This is a genomic window from Pseudoalteromonas sp. KG3 (assembly GCF_030436385.1).
In the GTDB taxonomy this organism is placed as follows: Bacteria; Pseudomonadota; Gammaproteobacteria; order Enterobacterales; family Alteromonadaceae; genus Pseudoalteromonas; species Pseudoalteromonas prydzensis.
In genome coordinates this window covers 3,833,350-3,848,983 of record NZ_CP098523.1, presented here as the reverse complement: position 1 = coordinate 3,848,983, position 15,634 = coordinate 3,833,350, and the positions used below count along the sequence as shown (strand labels likewise).

The 15,634-nt window shown below is 42.1% G+C and carries 15 protein-coding genes; 3 read left to right on the top strand and 12 right to left on the bottom strand.

Going from position 1 to position 15,634, the window contains the following annotated elements:
* Positions 1–12: 12 nt before the first annotated feature.
* From msrB to NDQ71_RS18085, 9 genes are all read right to left on the bottom strand, one after another.
* On the bottom strand, positions 13–453 hold the full coding sequence (msrB, locus tag NDQ71_RS18125) for a peptide-methionine (R)-S-oxide reductase MsrB (protein ID WP_301561969.1): 441 nt from the start codon (positions 451–453) through the stop codon (positions 13–15).
* A 7-nt stretch (positions 454–460) separates the two neighbouring features.
* Positions 461–970, bottom strand: coding sequence for a peptide-methionine (S)-S-oxide reductase (locus NDQ71_RS18120; RefSeq protein ID WP_301561968.1), 510 nt, complete (start codon positions 968–970; stop codon positions 461–463).
* Between the two features lie 72 nt (positions 971–1,042).
* The gene (locus NDQ71_RS18115) at positions 1,043–1,483 is read right to left on the bottom strand and encodes a hypothetical protein (protein WP_283710950.1); all 441 of its coding nucleotides are present in this window, start codon (positions 1,481–1,483) and stop codon (positions 1,043–1,045) included.
* Positions 1,484–1,510: 27 nt separating this feature from the next.
* Positions 1,511–2,008, bottom strand: a complete 498-nt coding sequence (locus NDQ71_RS18110; protein WP_301561967.1) for a DUF2919 domain-containing protein — start codon at positions 2,006–2,008, stop codon at positions 1,511–1,513.
* A complete protein-coding gene (locus tag NDQ71_RS18105; protein ID WP_064668047.1) occupies positions 2,005–2,349 on the bottom strand; it encodes a DUF3392 domain-containing protein in 345 nt (114 codons plus the stop codon). Before NDQ71_RS18105 ends, NDQ71_RS18110 begins: the two co-directional genes overlap by 4 nt.
* Positions 2,342–4,363 carry an NAD-dependent DNA ligase LigA gene (ligA, locus tag NDQ71_RS18100; RefSeq protein WP_301561966.1) on the bottom strand — a complete coding sequence of 674 codons (2,022 nt, stop codon included), beginning with the start codon at positions 4,361–4,363 and terminating at the stop codon, positions 2,342–2,344. The genes NDQ71_RS18105 and ligA overlap by 8 nt, the downstream gene beginning before the upstream one ends.
* A 97-nt stretch (positions 4,364–4,460) precedes the next feature.
* Positions 4,461–5,237 carry a cell division protein ZipA gene (gene zipA, locus NDQ71_RS18095; RefSeq protein ID WP_301561965.1) on the bottom strand — a complete coding sequence of 259 codons (777 nt, stop codon included), beginning with the start codon at positions 5,235–5,237 and terminating at the stop codon, positions 4,461–4,463.
* Between the two features lie 40 nt (positions 5,238–5,277).
* Positions 5,278–8,673, bottom strand: a complete 3,396-nt coding sequence (locus NDQ71_RS18090; RefSeq protein WP_301561964.1) for an AAA family ATPase — start codon at positions 8,671–8,673, stop codon at positions 5,278–5,280.
* 67 nt (positions 8,674–8,740) lie between these two features.
* A complete protein-coding gene (locus NDQ71_RS18085) occupies positions 8,741–9,472 on the bottom strand; it encodes an RNA methyltransferase (protein ID WP_283710951.1) in 732 nt (243 codons plus the stop codon).
* A 168-nt stretch (positions 9,473–9,640) separates the two neighbouring features.
* Between NDQ71_RS18085 and NDQ71_RS18080 the strand changes: the two genes are divergently transcribed.
* From NDQ71_RS18080 to NDQ71_RS18070, 3 genes are read left to right on the top strand one after another with little or no spacing between them, the layout of a single operon-like run.
* Complete coding sequence (locus tag NDQ71_RS18080) at positions 9,641–10,735, top strand: YjgN family protein (protein ID WP_064668051.1); 1,095 nt, start codon at positions 9,641–9,643, stop codon at positions 10,733–10,735.
* Positions 10,736–11,773 (top strand): M48 family metallopeptidase, encoded by a 1,038-nt coding sequence (locus NDQ71_RS18075; protein WP_301561963.1) that lies wholly within the window; start codon positions 10,736–10,738, stop codon positions 11,771–11,773.
* On the top strand, positions 11,770–11,955 hold the full coding sequence (locus NDQ71_RS18070) for a hypothetical protein (protein WP_301561962.1): 186 nt from the start codon (positions 11,770–11,772) through the stop codon (positions 11,953–11,955). The genes NDQ71_RS18075 and NDQ71_RS18070 overlap by 4 nt, the downstream gene beginning before the upstream one ends.
* 164 nt (positions 11,956–12,119) lie before the next feature.
* Here NDQ71_RS18070 and speB read toward each other — a convergent pair whose 3' ends face one another.
* The 3 genes from speB to NDQ71_RS18055 all read right to left on the bottom strand — a co-directional run bounded on the left by speB (position 12,120) and on the right by NDQ71_RS18055 (position 15,616).
* A complete protein-coding gene (gene speB, locus NDQ71_RS18065; protein WP_301561961.1) occupies positions 12,120–13,043 on the bottom strand; it encodes an agmatinase in 924 nt (307 codons plus the stop codon).
* Between the two features lies 1 nt (position 13,044).
* Entirely contained in the window at positions 13,045–14,958 is a 1,914-nt protein-coding gene (gene speA / locus NDQ71_RS18060; RefSeq protein ID WP_064668055.1) for a biosynthetic arginine decarboxylase, read from the bottom strand.
* A 196-nt stretch (positions 14,959–15,154) separates the two neighbouring features.
* Positions 15,155–15,616, bottom strand: a complete 462-nt coding sequence (locus tag NDQ71_RS18055) for a GNAT family N-acetyltransferase (RefSeq protein ID WP_064668056.1) — start codon at positions 15,614–15,616, stop codon at positions 15,155–15,157.
* Positions 15,617–15,634 lie beyond the last annotated feature (18 nt).

Genomic DNA, 15,634 nt, shown 5'->3' with positions numbered 1-15,634 from the left:
TCAGATTAGCTATTATAACTTTTGTAATGATACTGCATTAATACAATAACGCAGGCCACTTGGCATAGGACCATCAGGGAATACATGGCCTAAATGCGCGTCACATACGTTGCATACTGTTTCGATTCTTTGCATACCATGGGTTTTATCACTATTGTAAGCAATTGAGTTGATTTCAGCGGGCTGAGTAAATGATGGCCAGCCAGTGCCGCTGTCAAACTTTTCATCACCATCAAACAGTAAGTTATCACAGCACACACAGGCGTATTTACCTGGTTCAAACAAAGTGCAGCTATCAGAGCTGTGTGGGCGCTCTGTGCCTTTGTTGCGAGTAACATAAAACGCGGCTTCGCTTAGTTGTTCACGCCATTGCTGCTCGGTTTTAACTACTTTACGGCTCGGCTCTGGATTACCTTTATTGGCAAAGTTTAAAATATCATTCCAATTCAACATACTGACCTCATTGAGTAAGATGGGTTAATTTACTGCTATCCACATTATCATGGTATCGCGCTAATAACCTTGCGAGCTTGGGATTTATCCGCACTTCGCAAAATGGTTTGTTTGGGTTTGAAAAATAGTAATTTTGATACTGACTTGGTGAGTGTTTAAATTCACCCGCGGTGACCACTTTTGTTATTAAAGGATCAGCATAATCAGTCTGCTTTAAATTTAAAGCCCGTAATGCAGCGTCACGTTGTTCGTTGCTATAGACATAAATAGCCGAGCGATACTTTTCTCGCATACTGTGTTTACTGGTGGCACTGTGGGTATCGATATGAATAGCAATTAAGTCTGTGAGGCTGATCCTTTTAGGATAAAAACGTAGTCTTATCGCTTCGCTGAACTGACTATCTTGCTCTGCACTTTTAAACCAACCTTGGTCAACACTTTCAACGCCTATCAGTGAACTAAAAATAGCTTCTGTACACCAATGACAGCTGCCTCCGAGGCCAACTTGCTGTAGCATGCTATACCTCCTATTGTTTTATTAATCACAGCTCACTGAACTAACTTATACCGTGTAAAGCAGAATTTAATTTCAGCAAATGATAATTATCTGCTTTTCATGCTCAGTAAAAAGACCATTAAAATAATACATAAGTTCAGTTTTAGAGGCCGGTAAGCCTATAGTGTATTGGTGCTGCTCACTGCAAAAAATAGTGCATTGGTCATCATTACACTGTATTTTCTCAATACTATCAATGACCAGCCACTGCGGGCCATGAGTCCTGTCGAAAAATCCCGACAAGGTAAATAGTAAAAGGTGTTGCTGCTCACGTTTAATAAATTTATCTAACGGGTTACGCGCTATAAATAGTGGCGTTAACCGGTAACAGCATGAGCTAAATACAAACAGCCATAAGGCAATTAAAAATACAAACCAAGCCTGTTGAAATAGCCCAGTAAATACGCTCAACAATAACAGTACGATGCCAAAACAGGCGACGATCAACGCCAATCGTTGATTAATTTTTCGCATTGCAGCTCCTATTTTATACTGCTTTAGTTAATGGCTCTTTTTATCCGTTTCTGGATCGGGCCAGTCATTAAAAAACACCGTTAAATAACGGCTTTTAGCTAAATACAGTAGTACCCACAACACCGTTACCATTTGTAAGGCTAAAAACATCGAGAACTGATAATAGCTATGTGCAGCTTGAATAACCAACCAACTTAAATCTACTGCTGCACACACCAATAATGGCCAGCGCATAAAACGCCATATTCGGGCAAAACGTGCTGCATGATCGGGGCTTTTTTGTGGCCTGCGCAAACAAAAAACCACCGCAGGGATAATTGCAATAGCACCAATGGCCAAAGCACTGAAAAAATCACTTTTTGAGCGAAATGCCAATGACATCAAATCAAGCTCAGGCCGGCGGCTTAGCGCCGCAATGATCCAGATAAAATACGCTCGCAGCAAGACCAATAAACTCAAATGAAATGCGATTGGGGTCCGATATGTGCCGTATTTATCCCAATACTCAGGCCCATAACGTTTCATAGCTGGTTTTTCCTATCAGCTAAGATGCCAAGTAGGATAAATGCTGAAACAACCATCACTGCTAACCAACGCGTGCCAAAAAACATCAATAACTGGCTAATTAACGGCGTCACAAACACCACTAATAAACCAAAACCGAACCCAGTTACCAGGACAAACGCGCACACTCTGATAATAAAGTTACGTCTTGCTACAAATCGTTTCGTGGTTTTAATGATTTCATTGGCATATAAAGACACTATACAAACCACCAGTAATAAAGCGATATTATACAAGTACGGCTTTAACCATTGTCCGAAAGTCAGCGCTAAATCCTGACAAAGCGTAATAACACTATCCATTATGTTGCGCCAGTAATGCAATTAAGTCATCTTCGCTGAGTACATCAACCCCTAGCTCTTGCGCTTTAGTTAGCTTAGAGCCGGCTTTTTCACCAGCAATCAAAGCATCTGTTTTCGCTGATACACTACCAGACACTTTTGCGCCTAATTGCTGCAGCCGTGCTTTGGCATCATTACGATTTAGCTCGTTTAAAGTCCCTGTTAACACATAGGTTAAGCCCGCTAGCGGCTGTGAATCTTCACTTGGCGCAGTTAATTCAGGCCAATGGATCCCCTGCTCTATTAAAGCATTCACAACGTCTAAGTTGTGTTGCTCAGCAAAAAAGCCCTGTACATGCTTAGCTACAATTTCGCCAACATCACTTACTTCAACTAACGCTTCAGTGGTTGCGCTAGTTACTTTATCAAGTGTTAAAAAGTGGTTTGCTAAATTTTGCGCCGTAGCTTCACCCACTTCTCTAATACCTAAAGAATATAAAAATTTGGCCAAAGTGGTTTGTTTCGCATCTTCAAGTGCTGCAACCAGGTTTTTAGCTGATTTAGGACCCATGCGTTCAAGTGACTCAAAATGCCCTTGCTTAAGAATAAATAAATCCGCAGGCGTTTTAATAAGTTCTCTATCCACCAGCTGTTCAACAATTTTATCGCCAAGGCCATCGATATCGAGCGCTTTTCGTGAAGCAAAGTGTTTAATGGCTTCTTTGCGCTGTGCTTGGCATACCAAACCGCCTGTACAGCGCGCTACGGCTTCACCTTCTATGCGTTCAACATGGGAGTCACAAATTGGACATGTCGCCGGAAACTCGATTTCCTTCGCACCTGTAGGGCGACGCTCTAATACCACTTGAGTAATTTGTGGGATCACATCGCCAGCCCGGCGAATGATCACTGTATCGCCAATCTTAACTCCTAAACGGTCTATTTCATCACGGTTATGCAAGGTTGCATTCGATACCGTAACACCACCGACAAACACAGGTTCTAAGCGGGCAACAGGGGTAATAGCCCCTGTACGGCCGACCTGAAATTCAACATCTAGTAGTTGAGTGATCTCTTCTTGCGCAGGAAACTTATACGCAATTGCCCAGCGCGGAGCACGCGCTACAAAACCTAAACGCTCTTGCATGGCTTTGTTGTTTATTTTGATCACTACACCATCAATTTCGTATTTAAGGCTGCTGCGACGCTCAAGAATATCGTGATAGTAATCAAGCGCTGCTTGCTGACCTTCAACTAGTTTTGTTTCTGGACACAGTGGCAAACCCCAGTCAGTTAATTTTGCTAGCTGTTGATAATGATCGCTCGGTAGCTCACCATTTTTAACAACTCCAATACTGTAGGCGTAAAACATCAATGGTCGCTTGGCAGTAATTTTTGAATCCAGCTGACGCAAACTGCCCGCCGCAGCATTACGAGGATTAACAAACACTTTGTCACCACGCTTTTCAGCCTCAGTATTGAGTTTGTCAAAACCCGCGCTGTCCATAAATACTTCACCGCGAATTTCAATTTCCTCAGGGAAATCATCACCGCGTAACTTTAGTGGCACGTTACGAATTGTTTTCACGTTAGTGGTAATATTCTCACCGGTGTGACCGTCGCCGCGGGTTGCTGCCTGCACGAGTATGCCGTTGCGGTATAAAATCGATACAGCAAGGCCGTCAAGTTTTGGCTCACAACAAAAAGTAAGTTCTTTATTGTCCATCAACCGTTCTTTAATACGACGGTTAAAAGCGCTGAACTCTTCTTCACTAAAGGCGTTATCTAACGACAACATAGGCACTTGATGTGTTACTTGCTCAAATTTAGCAAGTGCAGCACCGCCCACTTTTTGAGTCGGTGAATCGGCGCTCATATACTCTGGATTATCCGTCTCAAGCGCACTCAATTCACGTAATAATCTATCATACTCAGCATCAGGAATACTGGGGTTATCAAGCACGTAATAGTTATGATTGTGATCTTCTAATTGCTGACGAAGTTGCGTGATTTGCGCTAACACTAAAGTGGACATACTGACCTCAAAAAAACATAAAAAAAGCCACTTTAACGAGTCATCATTAAGTGGCTTATAAAACTCTTAACTAATTAACTTTATACATAGCTGGTAATCAAACTGAAAAGCGTCTCACTTTTTCAACATACTCACGTACACTATCAACAGTCATTTCTTCACGTTGTGAATCTAAAATAGTTGCGCCAAATTCATCGGCTAACTTTTTAGCGGCACTGTGCAACATGTTAAAGGCCGCAAGGCCATCACCATCACACGGTAGAGTCATAAATAAACTGACCCCGGCAGTACTAAACTGTTCCATATTATCAATATCGAACGTGCCTGGGTTGTACATATTAACTAAGCGAAATAGCACTGGACCATGGCCGGCAGGATCTAAATGACGATTAAAAAAGCCTTCTTCTGAGTATTTAAAACCAAGTGTATTAACCGCTGGTAATAATTTACTACCTTCCATATTTAAACCTTCAGGCATTTGAATATGAACAATAATAAAATCACTGGCCACGGGTTGCTCAGGCTCTTGCTCAGTTACCACTGCATCGTTTGAGTCTGCTGCTGTTGCAACATCATCAACCTCAGAGGTGGTTTCTTGCTCTGGCTCAGCAAATGAATCAGCGTGAGAGTGCTGTTTTTCATCAGCGCTAAAACTTAAATCGCCAAACTGCGGTTCATCACGCTCATTGTGAGAAACTGGCTCAGGTGTACTTTGACGCTCAACAGGTGCTTGATGAGCTGCAGGTTCAACCCGTTCGTCATGTGTCGCAGCGGGCGCATCTTTTTTACGCACAGACCATAGGCCATGTATTAATAATCCACCAATGACTACTACACTGATAATGATTAAAACCCATCTTAATTGTTCGGCCATCCCCTCACCTTTTATTATCTATTTACTCAAATATTAATATTTATGCGTGTGCCATTTGCACCGCTTGTTCAATATCGACAGCGACCACACGCGAAACGCCTGGTTCAGCCATTGTTACACCGGTCAATCTGCCAGCCATTTCCATGGCAATTTTATTATGACTGATATAAATAAATTGCACCGATTGTGACATTTCTTCAACTAATCGACAAAACCGTCCAACATTCGCATCATCAAGTGGTGCATCTACCTCGTCCAGCATACAGAAAGGAGCTGGATTGAGCCTGAATATTGAAAACACTAATGATAATGCGGTCAGCGCTTTTTCTCCACCACTTAACAGGTGAATTGTTGAATTTTTCTTGCCCGGCGGGCGTGCCATTATACTAACACCACTTTCCAATAAGTCATCACTGGTTAATTCAAGATATGCGCTGCCGCCGCCAAATACTTTGGGGAACAACTGAGCAAAATCACGATTAACTTGATCAAATGTTGCTTTAAAGCGAGTTTTTGTTTCGCGATCAATTTTACCAATTGCACCTTCAAGCGTTGTTAACGCTTTAGTTAAATCTTCCACTTGAGCGTCTAAGTACTGGCTACGCTGTTGTGCTTGTTCAAATTCATCAATCGCGGCTAAATTCACAGCGCCCAACTCACCGAGACTTTGCGCAACTTTGTTGAGCTGTCCTTGATGCGTATTTATGTTGGCATTTTCAGGGAGCTGCGCCAACACTTGTTTTAAGTTTTGCTGCAATTCATCAAGTGGCTCTAGCGCCGCTTGTGCTTTTACTAATAAACTTTGTTCTTCAAGAGCATGTTGCTGTAATTGCTCTTGCAGTTGTGTCATTTCTGCTTGCGAAGCTTTAAGCGTTGTTTGTTTATCCGTAAGTGCTGTTTTAGCTTCACTTAATGCAGTTTGCAAATTTTTAAGCTCAATGTCACTTTGCTGGTTTTGCTCCAATAGGCGCAAGATTTGCTCTGCCACCTCTTCTAATGGCATAACCAGCTCTTCAATTTGGGCTGTTAATTCCATTACAGCTTCACGAGCTGACTCACTGGCCGTAATTGCATGCTGTAACTTAGTATCGCTGAGTTGGCATTCACTACGCGCCTTTTGCTCACTTAGAGTGGCTTGGTGAGCTTGTGTTTTGTATTGCTCTAACTGCGCATGTGCTTGTTTATACTGCTCATCACTTTGCTGTTGCGCCAATTGAGCAGCAGTAAGCGTGTCCGTTATTTCATCCCGCTGCGCGCCGAGCTGTTCGATATGTTGCTGTTGAGCTGTTAGCTTATTTTCAAGGCTGCTGTGTTCAACATCTAATTGCGCGAGCTTAGTTTGTAACTTGTGCTGCTGATTTTGAAATTGCTGTAATTGATCTTTGAGCATGTCGCGACGAGTGCTGCCCGATGCCACTTGTTGCGCTAGCTGATGAACGGCAGCTTTTAATGCTTCGCTTTGCGTATGCAACTGTTCGCAAACTTGCTGCTGCGCGGCTACTGAAGTATTTTGTGTGGCCAGCTCGCTACTAAGCTCTGCTGTTAGCTGCGTCGCCTCTTGTAACTGCTTATGTTTAACAAGCAAAGAATTATCTGCATTTTTATCTGCTTGCTGCTGCCAATTTCGACCATGGATATTGCCCTCGCGATCTATCACAGCTAGCCAGTATTGATCTGCTAAATCGTCTTTACTGAAGCTATCTTTATAGGCAATGCGATGTAATAAATCCGGATAAACCCCTTGCTCAATAAATGTCGCCAATGACCCTTCAGGGGCAGTATCAAGTACAGGCCATATTCCGTTAGGTGTTACTGCGGCAGTGACAGTTAATTGTTCAAGCCCTTGTAGCGCCTGCTCAACTAAATGTTCAAAGCCGTTACGCACAACTAATTGTGCGAGCAAATTACCCTCGCCTTGCTCTTTAGCATCCCCCAGCATTGAAGTTAAGCCCGCTATTTTGGCTTTATTCTCGTTGAGTTGCTGAGTGAGAGTTTGCTGAGTATTTTGACTGCTGCGTAAGGCCGTTTGGGCTTGTTGTACATTGGCCTGAACCTTGTTCAATGCGCTTTGTTTTGCCGCGAGCTCTTGGGTCAACGACTGCATCAATTGTTGCTGCTGCGTAACTTGCTGCGCAATTGGGTTTTCAGCAAGTTCTGCTAATTCGCTGACCAATGCAGTTTGCTGATTTTCGATATACTGGGCATTTTGCGTGTACTGCTGAGCGATATTCTGTTGCTGGCTATATTGCGCATTAATAGTTTTAAACTGCTCATTAATCGCTTGCCAATCAGTAACTTTTTGCTCTTTCTCGGTCTGTAACTGAGCAACAGTTTCAGCCATTTCTGCCACTTGCTCTGTGCATATCAAGGTATGTTCTATCGCCGCTTGTAAGGCACTTTGCTGTTCATCGGTGTGATCTTTCTGCTGGCGTTGTAGCTGCTGATTTTGCAGTTGCAACTGCTGTTGTTTCAGCAAATTATGATTAAACGCTTGCTGTTGCTGCTTTAAACTAATTTGTTGTTGCTCTGCACGGGTAAGTTCGGTGTGCGTTTTATGTTGTGCTTGCTGCGCATCATTGAGTTTTTCAAGCTGGTGTTGTACTTGGTTTTCAAGGCTTGCTAGTACATCGTCATGACCTGAATGAGCGGTTTTAAAAAAACTTATTTGCTCATTTAACTGGGCCATTTTGTCGGCTTTAATCACTTGCTGCTGATGTAACTTTTGCCATTTCAATACCGCTAGTTGACCTTTAAGGGTGCGCTCTTGCGCTTTTAGCTCCCGGTATTTTTTTGCTTCAACAGACTGTACTGCCAGTTTATCAACTTGTGCTTGTAATTCTTTACGTACATCCAGCAAACGCTCAAGGTTTTCGCGGGTGCTTTTAATTCGAGTTTGTGTTTCACGGCGACGCTCTTTGTACTTTGAAACGCCTGCGGCTTCTTCTAAAAACACCCGTAAATCGGCAGGTTTGCTTTCAATCAAGCGTGAGATCATGCCTTGCTCGATAATCGCATAACTACGCGGGCCAAGGCCTGTTCCTAAAAATATATCGGTAATATCGCGCTTTCGACACTTACTGCCATTGAGAAAATATAGCGATTGACCGTCACGCGTTACTAAACGCTTAATAGCCACTTGATTACGATCGGCAAAGGTATTGGGTAAATGCCCTTGTGTGTTATCAAAAATAAGTTCAACTGAAGCTTGAGATATGGGTTTACGGTTTGTTGAACCATTAAAAATAACATCAGTCATGGCATCGCCACGCAAATTTTTAGCAGAGCTTTCACCCAGCACCCAGCGCACCGCATCAATGACATTAGACTTGCCGCAGCCATTTGGACCAACAACACAGGTCATTTGATCAGGGAATGGTATTTTAGTGGGCTCTACAAAAGATTTAAAGCCCGCTAATTTTATGGTGCTCAAACGCATCTAATTGGTTTACCGATTATTATTGTTATCTGCTTAATGTTAATTTAACCCATTTTGAGTCAAAAGGTTAAGCTTGGCGTTTAAAATTATCTAAAATAATTCCCGTTGCCATAGCAACATTGAGTGATTCAGCAGCGCCAAACGCCGGAATAGTAATTTTATTTGTAACCAGTGCGGCACAGGCGCCGCGAATACCATGCGATTCACTGCCCATTAGTAATACACCTGTTTGCGCGAGTGTTGCTTGATGTAAGTTTTCACCCTCTAAAAAGGCACCATAAATAGGTAAATCAAGATCATTTAAATAAGCAGGTAAATCTACTTGGCTTACGGCAACGCGGACAAACGATCCCATAGTGGCACTAATAGTTTTTGGGTTATATGGATCGGCACTGTCTAAGCTCGCTACAATATGGTTGATCCCATACCAATCCGCAACGCGAATAATCGTCCCTAAGTTACCAGGGTCAGATACGCCATCCAAAGCTAACATTAATCCTTCTGGGCTTGGTAAAGCAACGGTTGGCATAGCAACAACCGCAATTGCCGCATTGTTTGACACTAAGGTACTGGCTTTAGTTAGGCTGTCTTCATCCGCTTCTATCATAGTGACATGAGGAAATTGTGCTTGGAACTGCGCTATAAAGGCAGCTGTAGCAAATACATCAACTATCGCCAAGCCACTTGCCAATAACTCAAGTACGTTTTTTTCACCTTGCACAAGGTATTGATTATGTTGCTTTCGGTATTTTTTTTGACCTAATGCACGAATTAACTTGAGTTGGTTTTTTGAAATCATAACAGCCTCATAAAATGACGCCGTGAGTATAACAGATATAACTAGAAGTTCTAAAATTGAAAACTCAGTCTTTCTACCGTTTAATCAGCTACTACTGTTGATTATGATTGATTAAAAAGCATTTTTTTAGTAACTTTTGCTGCTTAATAAAAGGAACTGGAAATAAAAATGGAACCCACCACACATTCAGCTGAATCACCAATCGCAACTAATCCAACTATCTTTCAAGGCCGAGTACAATTTAGCGGTCAAGCTGGCGAATTCTTTGGCATCTGGATAGTCAATATTTTGCTTAGTATTTTAACCCTCGGTATTTATTCGGCATGGGCTAAAGTACGCACCTATCGTTATTTTTATGGTAACACCCAAATCGATGGCCATAGTTTTGACTACCTAGCCACCCCAATACAAATTCTCAAAGGGCGTATTTTAGCGGTGGTGGTGTTTGTAATTTACAGCCTTGTTGTACAGTTATTGCCATTAATTGGACTATTATTCGCACTCGGCTTTTTATTGGCTATGCCTTGGATCATCAACCAAGGCCTACGTTTTAATATGCGTATGACCCGCCATCGTAACGTACGTTTTGCATTTTCTGGCAACTACGGCGACGCATTCGTTAACTTTGTACTATTGCCTATCGCCAGTGTATTCACCTTGTATTTATTACTGCCTTACGCGTTAAAGCGTATGGATCAATATTTACATGAAAATATCAGTTACGGTAATAAAGCTATCAATGTGAACCTCAAAGGTGAAACCTATTATATGGCTGCACTCATTACAATTGGAGTTGCAATCGCAGGTTTGGTCATTTTTGGTATATTTGTAGGTATTAGCGGTGTTGCGATGAGTGTAGGTAATGTTGACCCAGGTAACTTAAATGTCTCGACAATATTATTTCCCGTGTTAATCATGGCACTCTATATTGCATTTTTGACATTGCTCAGTGCAGTTTATCAATCAATTATTCGTAACCATATATTTAACAGCAGTGAATTTGACGATGTTGCTAGTTTTAAATCTGATTTAAAGGCAGCTGACTACGCCATACTACTATTTACTAATGCACTGGCAATTATTTTTAGCTTAGGCATGGCTTACCCATGGGCAAAAATACGCAGAGCTCGCCTACTCGCTAAAGCAACAGAGGTCACCATCTACAGCGGTGCCCTTGCAATTATTGATACCGCACAACAAGAGCAATCATCATTTGCCGAAGAAGCGGCAAATGTGTTTGATATTGATATTTCGCTTACTTAAATGAGTGATTTTCCTATCACTGGCTGCTATTACTACCCTAATAGTAGCCAGCATCAACAATGCAGCGCTATTGTCACTGACGACAACCTGCAACTTGTCGACGCTCAACAACAGCTTTTAGTGTCTTCATCACTCGTAAATTGCCAGTTAGAAAGCCCTTTGCCGGGTATTGCATCCGCAATCAGCTTTTCTGAAGGGGGCCGCTTTGTGCCCCAGGATATACATTTTCGCTGGCCGTTTGCTCCGGATAAACAGGGACTTACTGAACGCTTAGAAAAAAATAAAACGCTTATTTTACTGTCAATTATCTTAACGCCACTGCTATTGTGGTTTATTTTATACCGAGGCATCCCAGCCATCGCGGTATATAGCGTAAGCTTGGCCTCCCCTAACACCGTTGAAAACATGGGAGAGCAAGCTCTCACTGTGATTGAGAAAGTTGCTTTAGAGCCAACAAACCTCAGTGAAGACCAGCAATCAGCATTACAGTTACAATGGCAAACCATGCTCAAGCAGTTGAATTTAGATACCGCTAAATTTAGACTCTCATTTTATAAATCAGACTACTTGTCTGCTAATGCGTTTGCACTGCCCCATGGCCGCGTTGTTGTTACCGATGAGCTAGTAACGCTATTGAATGATAAGCCGGACGCACTCCGCGCAATTTTATTACATGAAATTGGTCATGTTGAGTACCATCATGGTATTCGCCTGACCGCCCAAGCGGCTGCCAGTAGTATTGTTCTCGCGGTTATTTTTGGTGACTTAGAAGGTATTACAGAGGTGGTTTTGGGCTCTGGATCGTCTTTTTTACAGCAAGCATTTTCAAGAGATATGGAACGCGAAGCTGATCAGTATGCCATCGAAAAATTAATTGCATTAGGTTACTCTAATCATGATTTTGCGGATGCAATTGAAGCCCTGCAAACACGCTTCGATGAACAGGCTAAGCTTGATGATAGCTGGTTAGAATACTTATCAACACACCCAAGCTCGCAAGAGCGAATTGATTATGCGAGGCAATATAAGCCCAAATGACACCTGAGTTAACGTTAATCGTTTTAGCCGCTATCATGATTGCGCTAGGATATGGTTTTATTTACCCACGCTTTGCAGGTAATGACTTTAAAAGAGTATCGATGCAAGATGTGTTTGCAACGGCCGTAACTTTGTTTATCGCTGCGAGCTTATATTACAACTCCAACATTGAATTTAACTGACTAGGATTTAAGTTGAATTGGTTTTGGTTTACCTTGCTAACTTACTTAATTATCGAGATACCTGTTTGTTTGCTCTATGCAAAAAAGCATAATATGAAATTTCCATAATTTGCTGGATTAAAAAAAGCGCCAAATTGGCGCTTTTTAATCTGCATTAAAACATATTAATACTTATGCTTTAGTGCCCATAAATGCAATAGCTCACTGGCAATGGTTGCTGCGGCAATCGCAGTTAATTCACTTTGATCATACGAAGGTGATACTTCAACTACGTCCATACCAATCATATTAATGCCTTTAAGAGCACGTAATATTTTCAGCACTTTGTCGCTGCTTAAGCCGCCGCATACTGGTGTACCAGTACCTGGAGCAAACGCCGGATCTAAGCAATCTATATCAAAGGTGATGTACACCGGCAAATCACCCACTCTCGCTTTAATTTGCTCAGCAATGGTTTGCGCCGATAAATCATTGGCAGCCATCGCATCAATCACTGCAAACTCGTGTTTGCTTTGATCAAAATCAGTACGAATACCAATTTGGATGCTGTGATCAACGTCAATCAGCCCTTCCTTCGGCGCATGATAAAACATGGTGCCATGGTCGTAGCGTGAGCCATTACTGTAAGTGTCTGTGTGGGCATCAAAATGCACCAAGGCCATTTTACCAAAGCGCTTTGCGTGCGCGCGCAGTAATGGCAGAGTTACAAAGTGATCGCCTCCTAAACCTAAAATCGTTTTGCCTTGGCTTAAAATACCTGTGGCTGCGTGTTCAAGCTTAGCGGTAAAGTACTCAGCATCGCCAACTGGGTAAGTAAAATCCCCTGCATCGGCCACTTTTAAACGCTCAAACAATTTAAACGTCCATGGGTATTTTGTTTCTTCCCATGCTAAATGCACTGATGCACGACGAATCGCATCAGGGCCTAACCGTGCACCTGGGCGTCCTGAGGTTGCCATATCAAATGGCAACCCTAACACCACAACATCAGCATTGATGTCAGCAATATTTTGTACCATTGGCTGACGTAAAAACGTCATGCCATTGGAATACAATGAGTGATCAGGGTGATCAAACAAAGTGGTCATATTAAAGCTCTTCTAAATAAGTATAACCGTCTAAACCCGCTTGTAATTCATCAAGCACGCTTTGTTGCTCAGCTTGTGGTAATTTTGCAGCCACCAGCTGTGCATATGAAGATTGAAAACCTTCAACATCTAAGTGCACATAACGCATCATATCTGCCACTGTGTCACCTTGATTAATTTCTACGATACTCGCCTGGCCTTGCTCATCCATGCTGATCATCGCACTGTGGGTATCACCGAACAGGTTATGCATATCACCTAAAATCTCTTGATACGCGCCCACTAAGAAAAAGCCCATCAAATACGGTTTTTCTGCACTAAATGCCGGCACTGGTAAAGTGCTCTCAATGCCTTGTCCATCAACGTAATGATCTAGTGCACCGTCTGAGTCACACGTAATATCTAATAATACCGCACGACGTTGTGGCGCTTCAGTCAGACCACTTAATGGTAATACTGGAAACACTTGATCAATTCCCCACGCATCAGGCAATGACTGAAACAGTGAGAAGTTAACAAAAAACTTATCTGCTAACCGCGCATTGAGTTCATCGATAATTGGGCGATGAAAACGGTTTTTATTATCCATGTGTTTGTTAAGCTCATAACATACACGTAAGTTAATTTGCTCTGCCCATGCCCGTTGAGTTAAATCTAATAAGCCCATCGCAAACTGGTTATGCGCTTCAGCTAAGTCACCTTGGCTATCATGATAAATCTCAATCAGTGCACGGTCATCAGTCAACACATGCAATTGCTGCCAAGATAACCACATATTATTTAGTAATAATGGGGCATCTGCTGCTGGTGCTTGAATTTCTTCAGGCTCATAGCTTTCAGTGCCAATCACATTAGAGATAAGAACCGCGTGATGCGCAGTTAACGCACGTCCTGACTCAGAGATAATGGTCGGGAACGGTTGCTCATACTGCTTACAAATATCACCTATGGTGTAAACAATATTATTTGCGTACTCTGCTAAGCTGTAGTTCATTGAGTTATGAGACTGGCTTCGCGTACCATCATAATCAACGGCTAAACCACCACCTACATCTAGGCAATCAATTTGTGCGCCTAATTTACGTAACTCACAATAAAAACGTGCCGCTTCGCTGACACCTAAACGTACATCGCGAATGTTGGCCATTTGCGACCCTAAATGAAAATGCACTAACTGTACTAAATCAAGCTGATCAGTTTCTTTTAAGCGGTTCACAACATGTAATACTTGTGAAGCCGATAAACCAAATTTTGATTTTTCACCGCCACTGGCTTGCCATTTGCCTTTACCTTGCGACGCTAAACGTACGCGAATGCCAATGCGTGGCTTTACATTAAGTTCTTTCGCTTGGCTAAGTACCATATCCAGCTCAGATAATTTCTCAAGCACGATATACACTTTGTGGCCTAACTTTTCACCAATTAGCGCTAAACGCACATATTCCTGATCTTTGTAGCCATTACATACAATCACTGCACTGGTTTTTTCAGCTAACGCTAAAACGGTTAATAGCTCAGGCTTACTGCCCGCCTCTAAACCTAGTTGTTTCTTTTCAACATTGGCTTGGCTTGCCACGATTTCTTCAACCACTTCACGTTGTTGATTCACTTTAATTGGATAAACAAGTAAGTAATCTTTAGGGTAACCATAGCTTTCAATTGCGGTATTAAATGCCGCACATAAACTGTGTACACGGTGATGCAAGATTTGTGGAAAACGTACCAAAGCAGGCAGACTTAAACCTTTATCTTCAAGTTGTTTCGCGATATCAATAAGTGCAATGGTTTGCTCTGGGGCATCAGCCTTTGGCGCAACATACACATCACCTTGATCATTAATACCAAAAAAACCTTGGCTCCAATGACGAACATTGTAACTCGTACGAGCTTGTTCTAGTGATGTTGTCTCTTTCATTTATCTTTCTCTTTTATTTAATGAATGCCTTGCGGCTGTTGCGCGCATTAAAAGAAAAATAGCTTATCAAGTCCAACAAGTATTTTTGCTCGTAACGAGTGAGGTTTGCTGTTGATAGTGTGAAAGGGCTTGCAGGGTACAATTTGGGTGCCCAGCCTACGCCAAGCCCCAAATTATTTAGATCTGAATTGAAAAATTATTGATTTAAGCCTAATTCCATAAATAAACTTTGCGGATTCTCTGTGTAGTTACCAAACGGGCCGCAAGGTTGAAAGCCTAAGTTTTCATATAAACTTATTGATTTTTTTTGTTTTGGCCCCGTTTCCAATCGGATCAATGGAATTTGTTCCTCTCCGGCATGATGCAATAAGATTTGCATAATACGTCGAGATAACCCTTTGCCACGATAACTCGGTTTTACATACAAGCGGCGTATTTCACCATAAGGAACGGTATCAAGCTGTTTTACAATCGCTCCACACGCGACAATACCATCGTCATTTTTTAAGCCTATCGCAAATATATTAGGCTGGCCAAGTTCATTGAGTGATAACGACTGAGCCGTAGCGACTGGATACAGAGAATTTATAAGCCTATCGATATCCGAAAAAACATTAATCACATCCGGATCATCAGGGGTTAAGTCGACTAACTGCATAAAAGCTCTAATTTATAA

What these genes read in the sequence shown, in the direction of transcription:
- msrB (WP_301561969.1), bottom strand. Translation starts at nt 453, where the DNA reads ATGTTGAATTGGAATGATATTTTAAACTTTGCCAATAAAGGTAATCCA.
- NDQ71_RS18120 (WP_301561968.1), bottom strand. Translation starts at nt 970, where the DNA reads ATGCTACAGCAAGTTGGCCTCGGAGGCAGCTGTCATTGGTGTACAGAA.
- NDQ71_RS18115 (WP_283710950.1), bottom strand. Translation starts at nt 1,483, where the DNA reads ATGCGAAAAATTAATCAACGATTGGCGTTGATCGTCGCCTGTTTTGGC.
- NDQ71_RS18110 (WP_301561967.1), bottom strand. Translation starts at nt 2,008, where the DNA reads ATGAAACGTTATGGGCCTGAGTATTGGGATAAATACGGCACATATCGG.
- NDQ71_RS18105 (WP_064668047.1), bottom strand. Translation starts at nt 2,349, where the DNA reads ATGGATAGTGTTATTACGCTTTGTCAGGATTTAGCGCTGACTTTCGGA.
- ligA (WP_301561966.1), bottom strand. Translation starts at nt 4,363, where the DNA reads ATGTCCACTTTAGTGTTAGCGCAAATCACGCAACTTCGTCAGCAATTA.
- zipA (WP_301561965.1), bottom strand. Translation starts at nt 5,237, where the DNA reads ATGGCCGAACAATTAAGATGGGTTTTAATCATTATCAGTGTAGTAGTC.
- NDQ71_RS18090 (WP_301561964.1), bottom strand. Translation starts at nt 8,673, where the DNA reads ATGCGTTTGAGCACCATAAAATTAGCGGGCTTTAAATCTTTTGTAGAG.
- NDQ71_RS18085 (WP_283710951.1), bottom strand. Translation starts at nt 9,472, where the DNA reads ATGATTTCAAAAAACCAACTCAAGTTAATTCGTGCATTAGGTCAAAAA.
- NDQ71_RS18080 (WP_064668051.1), top strand. Translation starts at nt 9,641, where the DNA reads ATGGAACCCACCACACATTCAGCTGAATCACCAATCGCAACTAATCCA.
- NDQ71_RS18075 (WP_301561963.1), top strand. Translation starts at nt 10,736, where the DNA reads ATGAGTGATTTTCCTATCACTGGCTGCTATTACTACCCTAATAGTAGC.
- NDQ71_RS18070 (WP_301561962.1), top strand. Translation starts at nt 11,770, where the DNA reads ATGACACCTGAGTTAACGTTAATCGTTTTAGCCGCTATCATGATTGCG.
- speB (WP_301561961.1), bottom strand. Translation starts at nt 13,043, where the DNA reads ATGACCACTTTGTTTGATCACCCTGATCACTCATTGTATTCCAATGGC.
- speA (WP_064668055.1), bottom strand. Translation starts at nt 14,958, where the DNA reads ATGAAAGAGACAACATCACTAGAACAAGCTCGTACGAGTTACAATGTT.
- NDQ71_RS18055 (WP_064668056.1), bottom strand. Translation starts at nt 15,616, where the DNA reads ATGCAGTTAGTCGACTTAACCCCTGATGATCCGGATGTGATTAATGTT.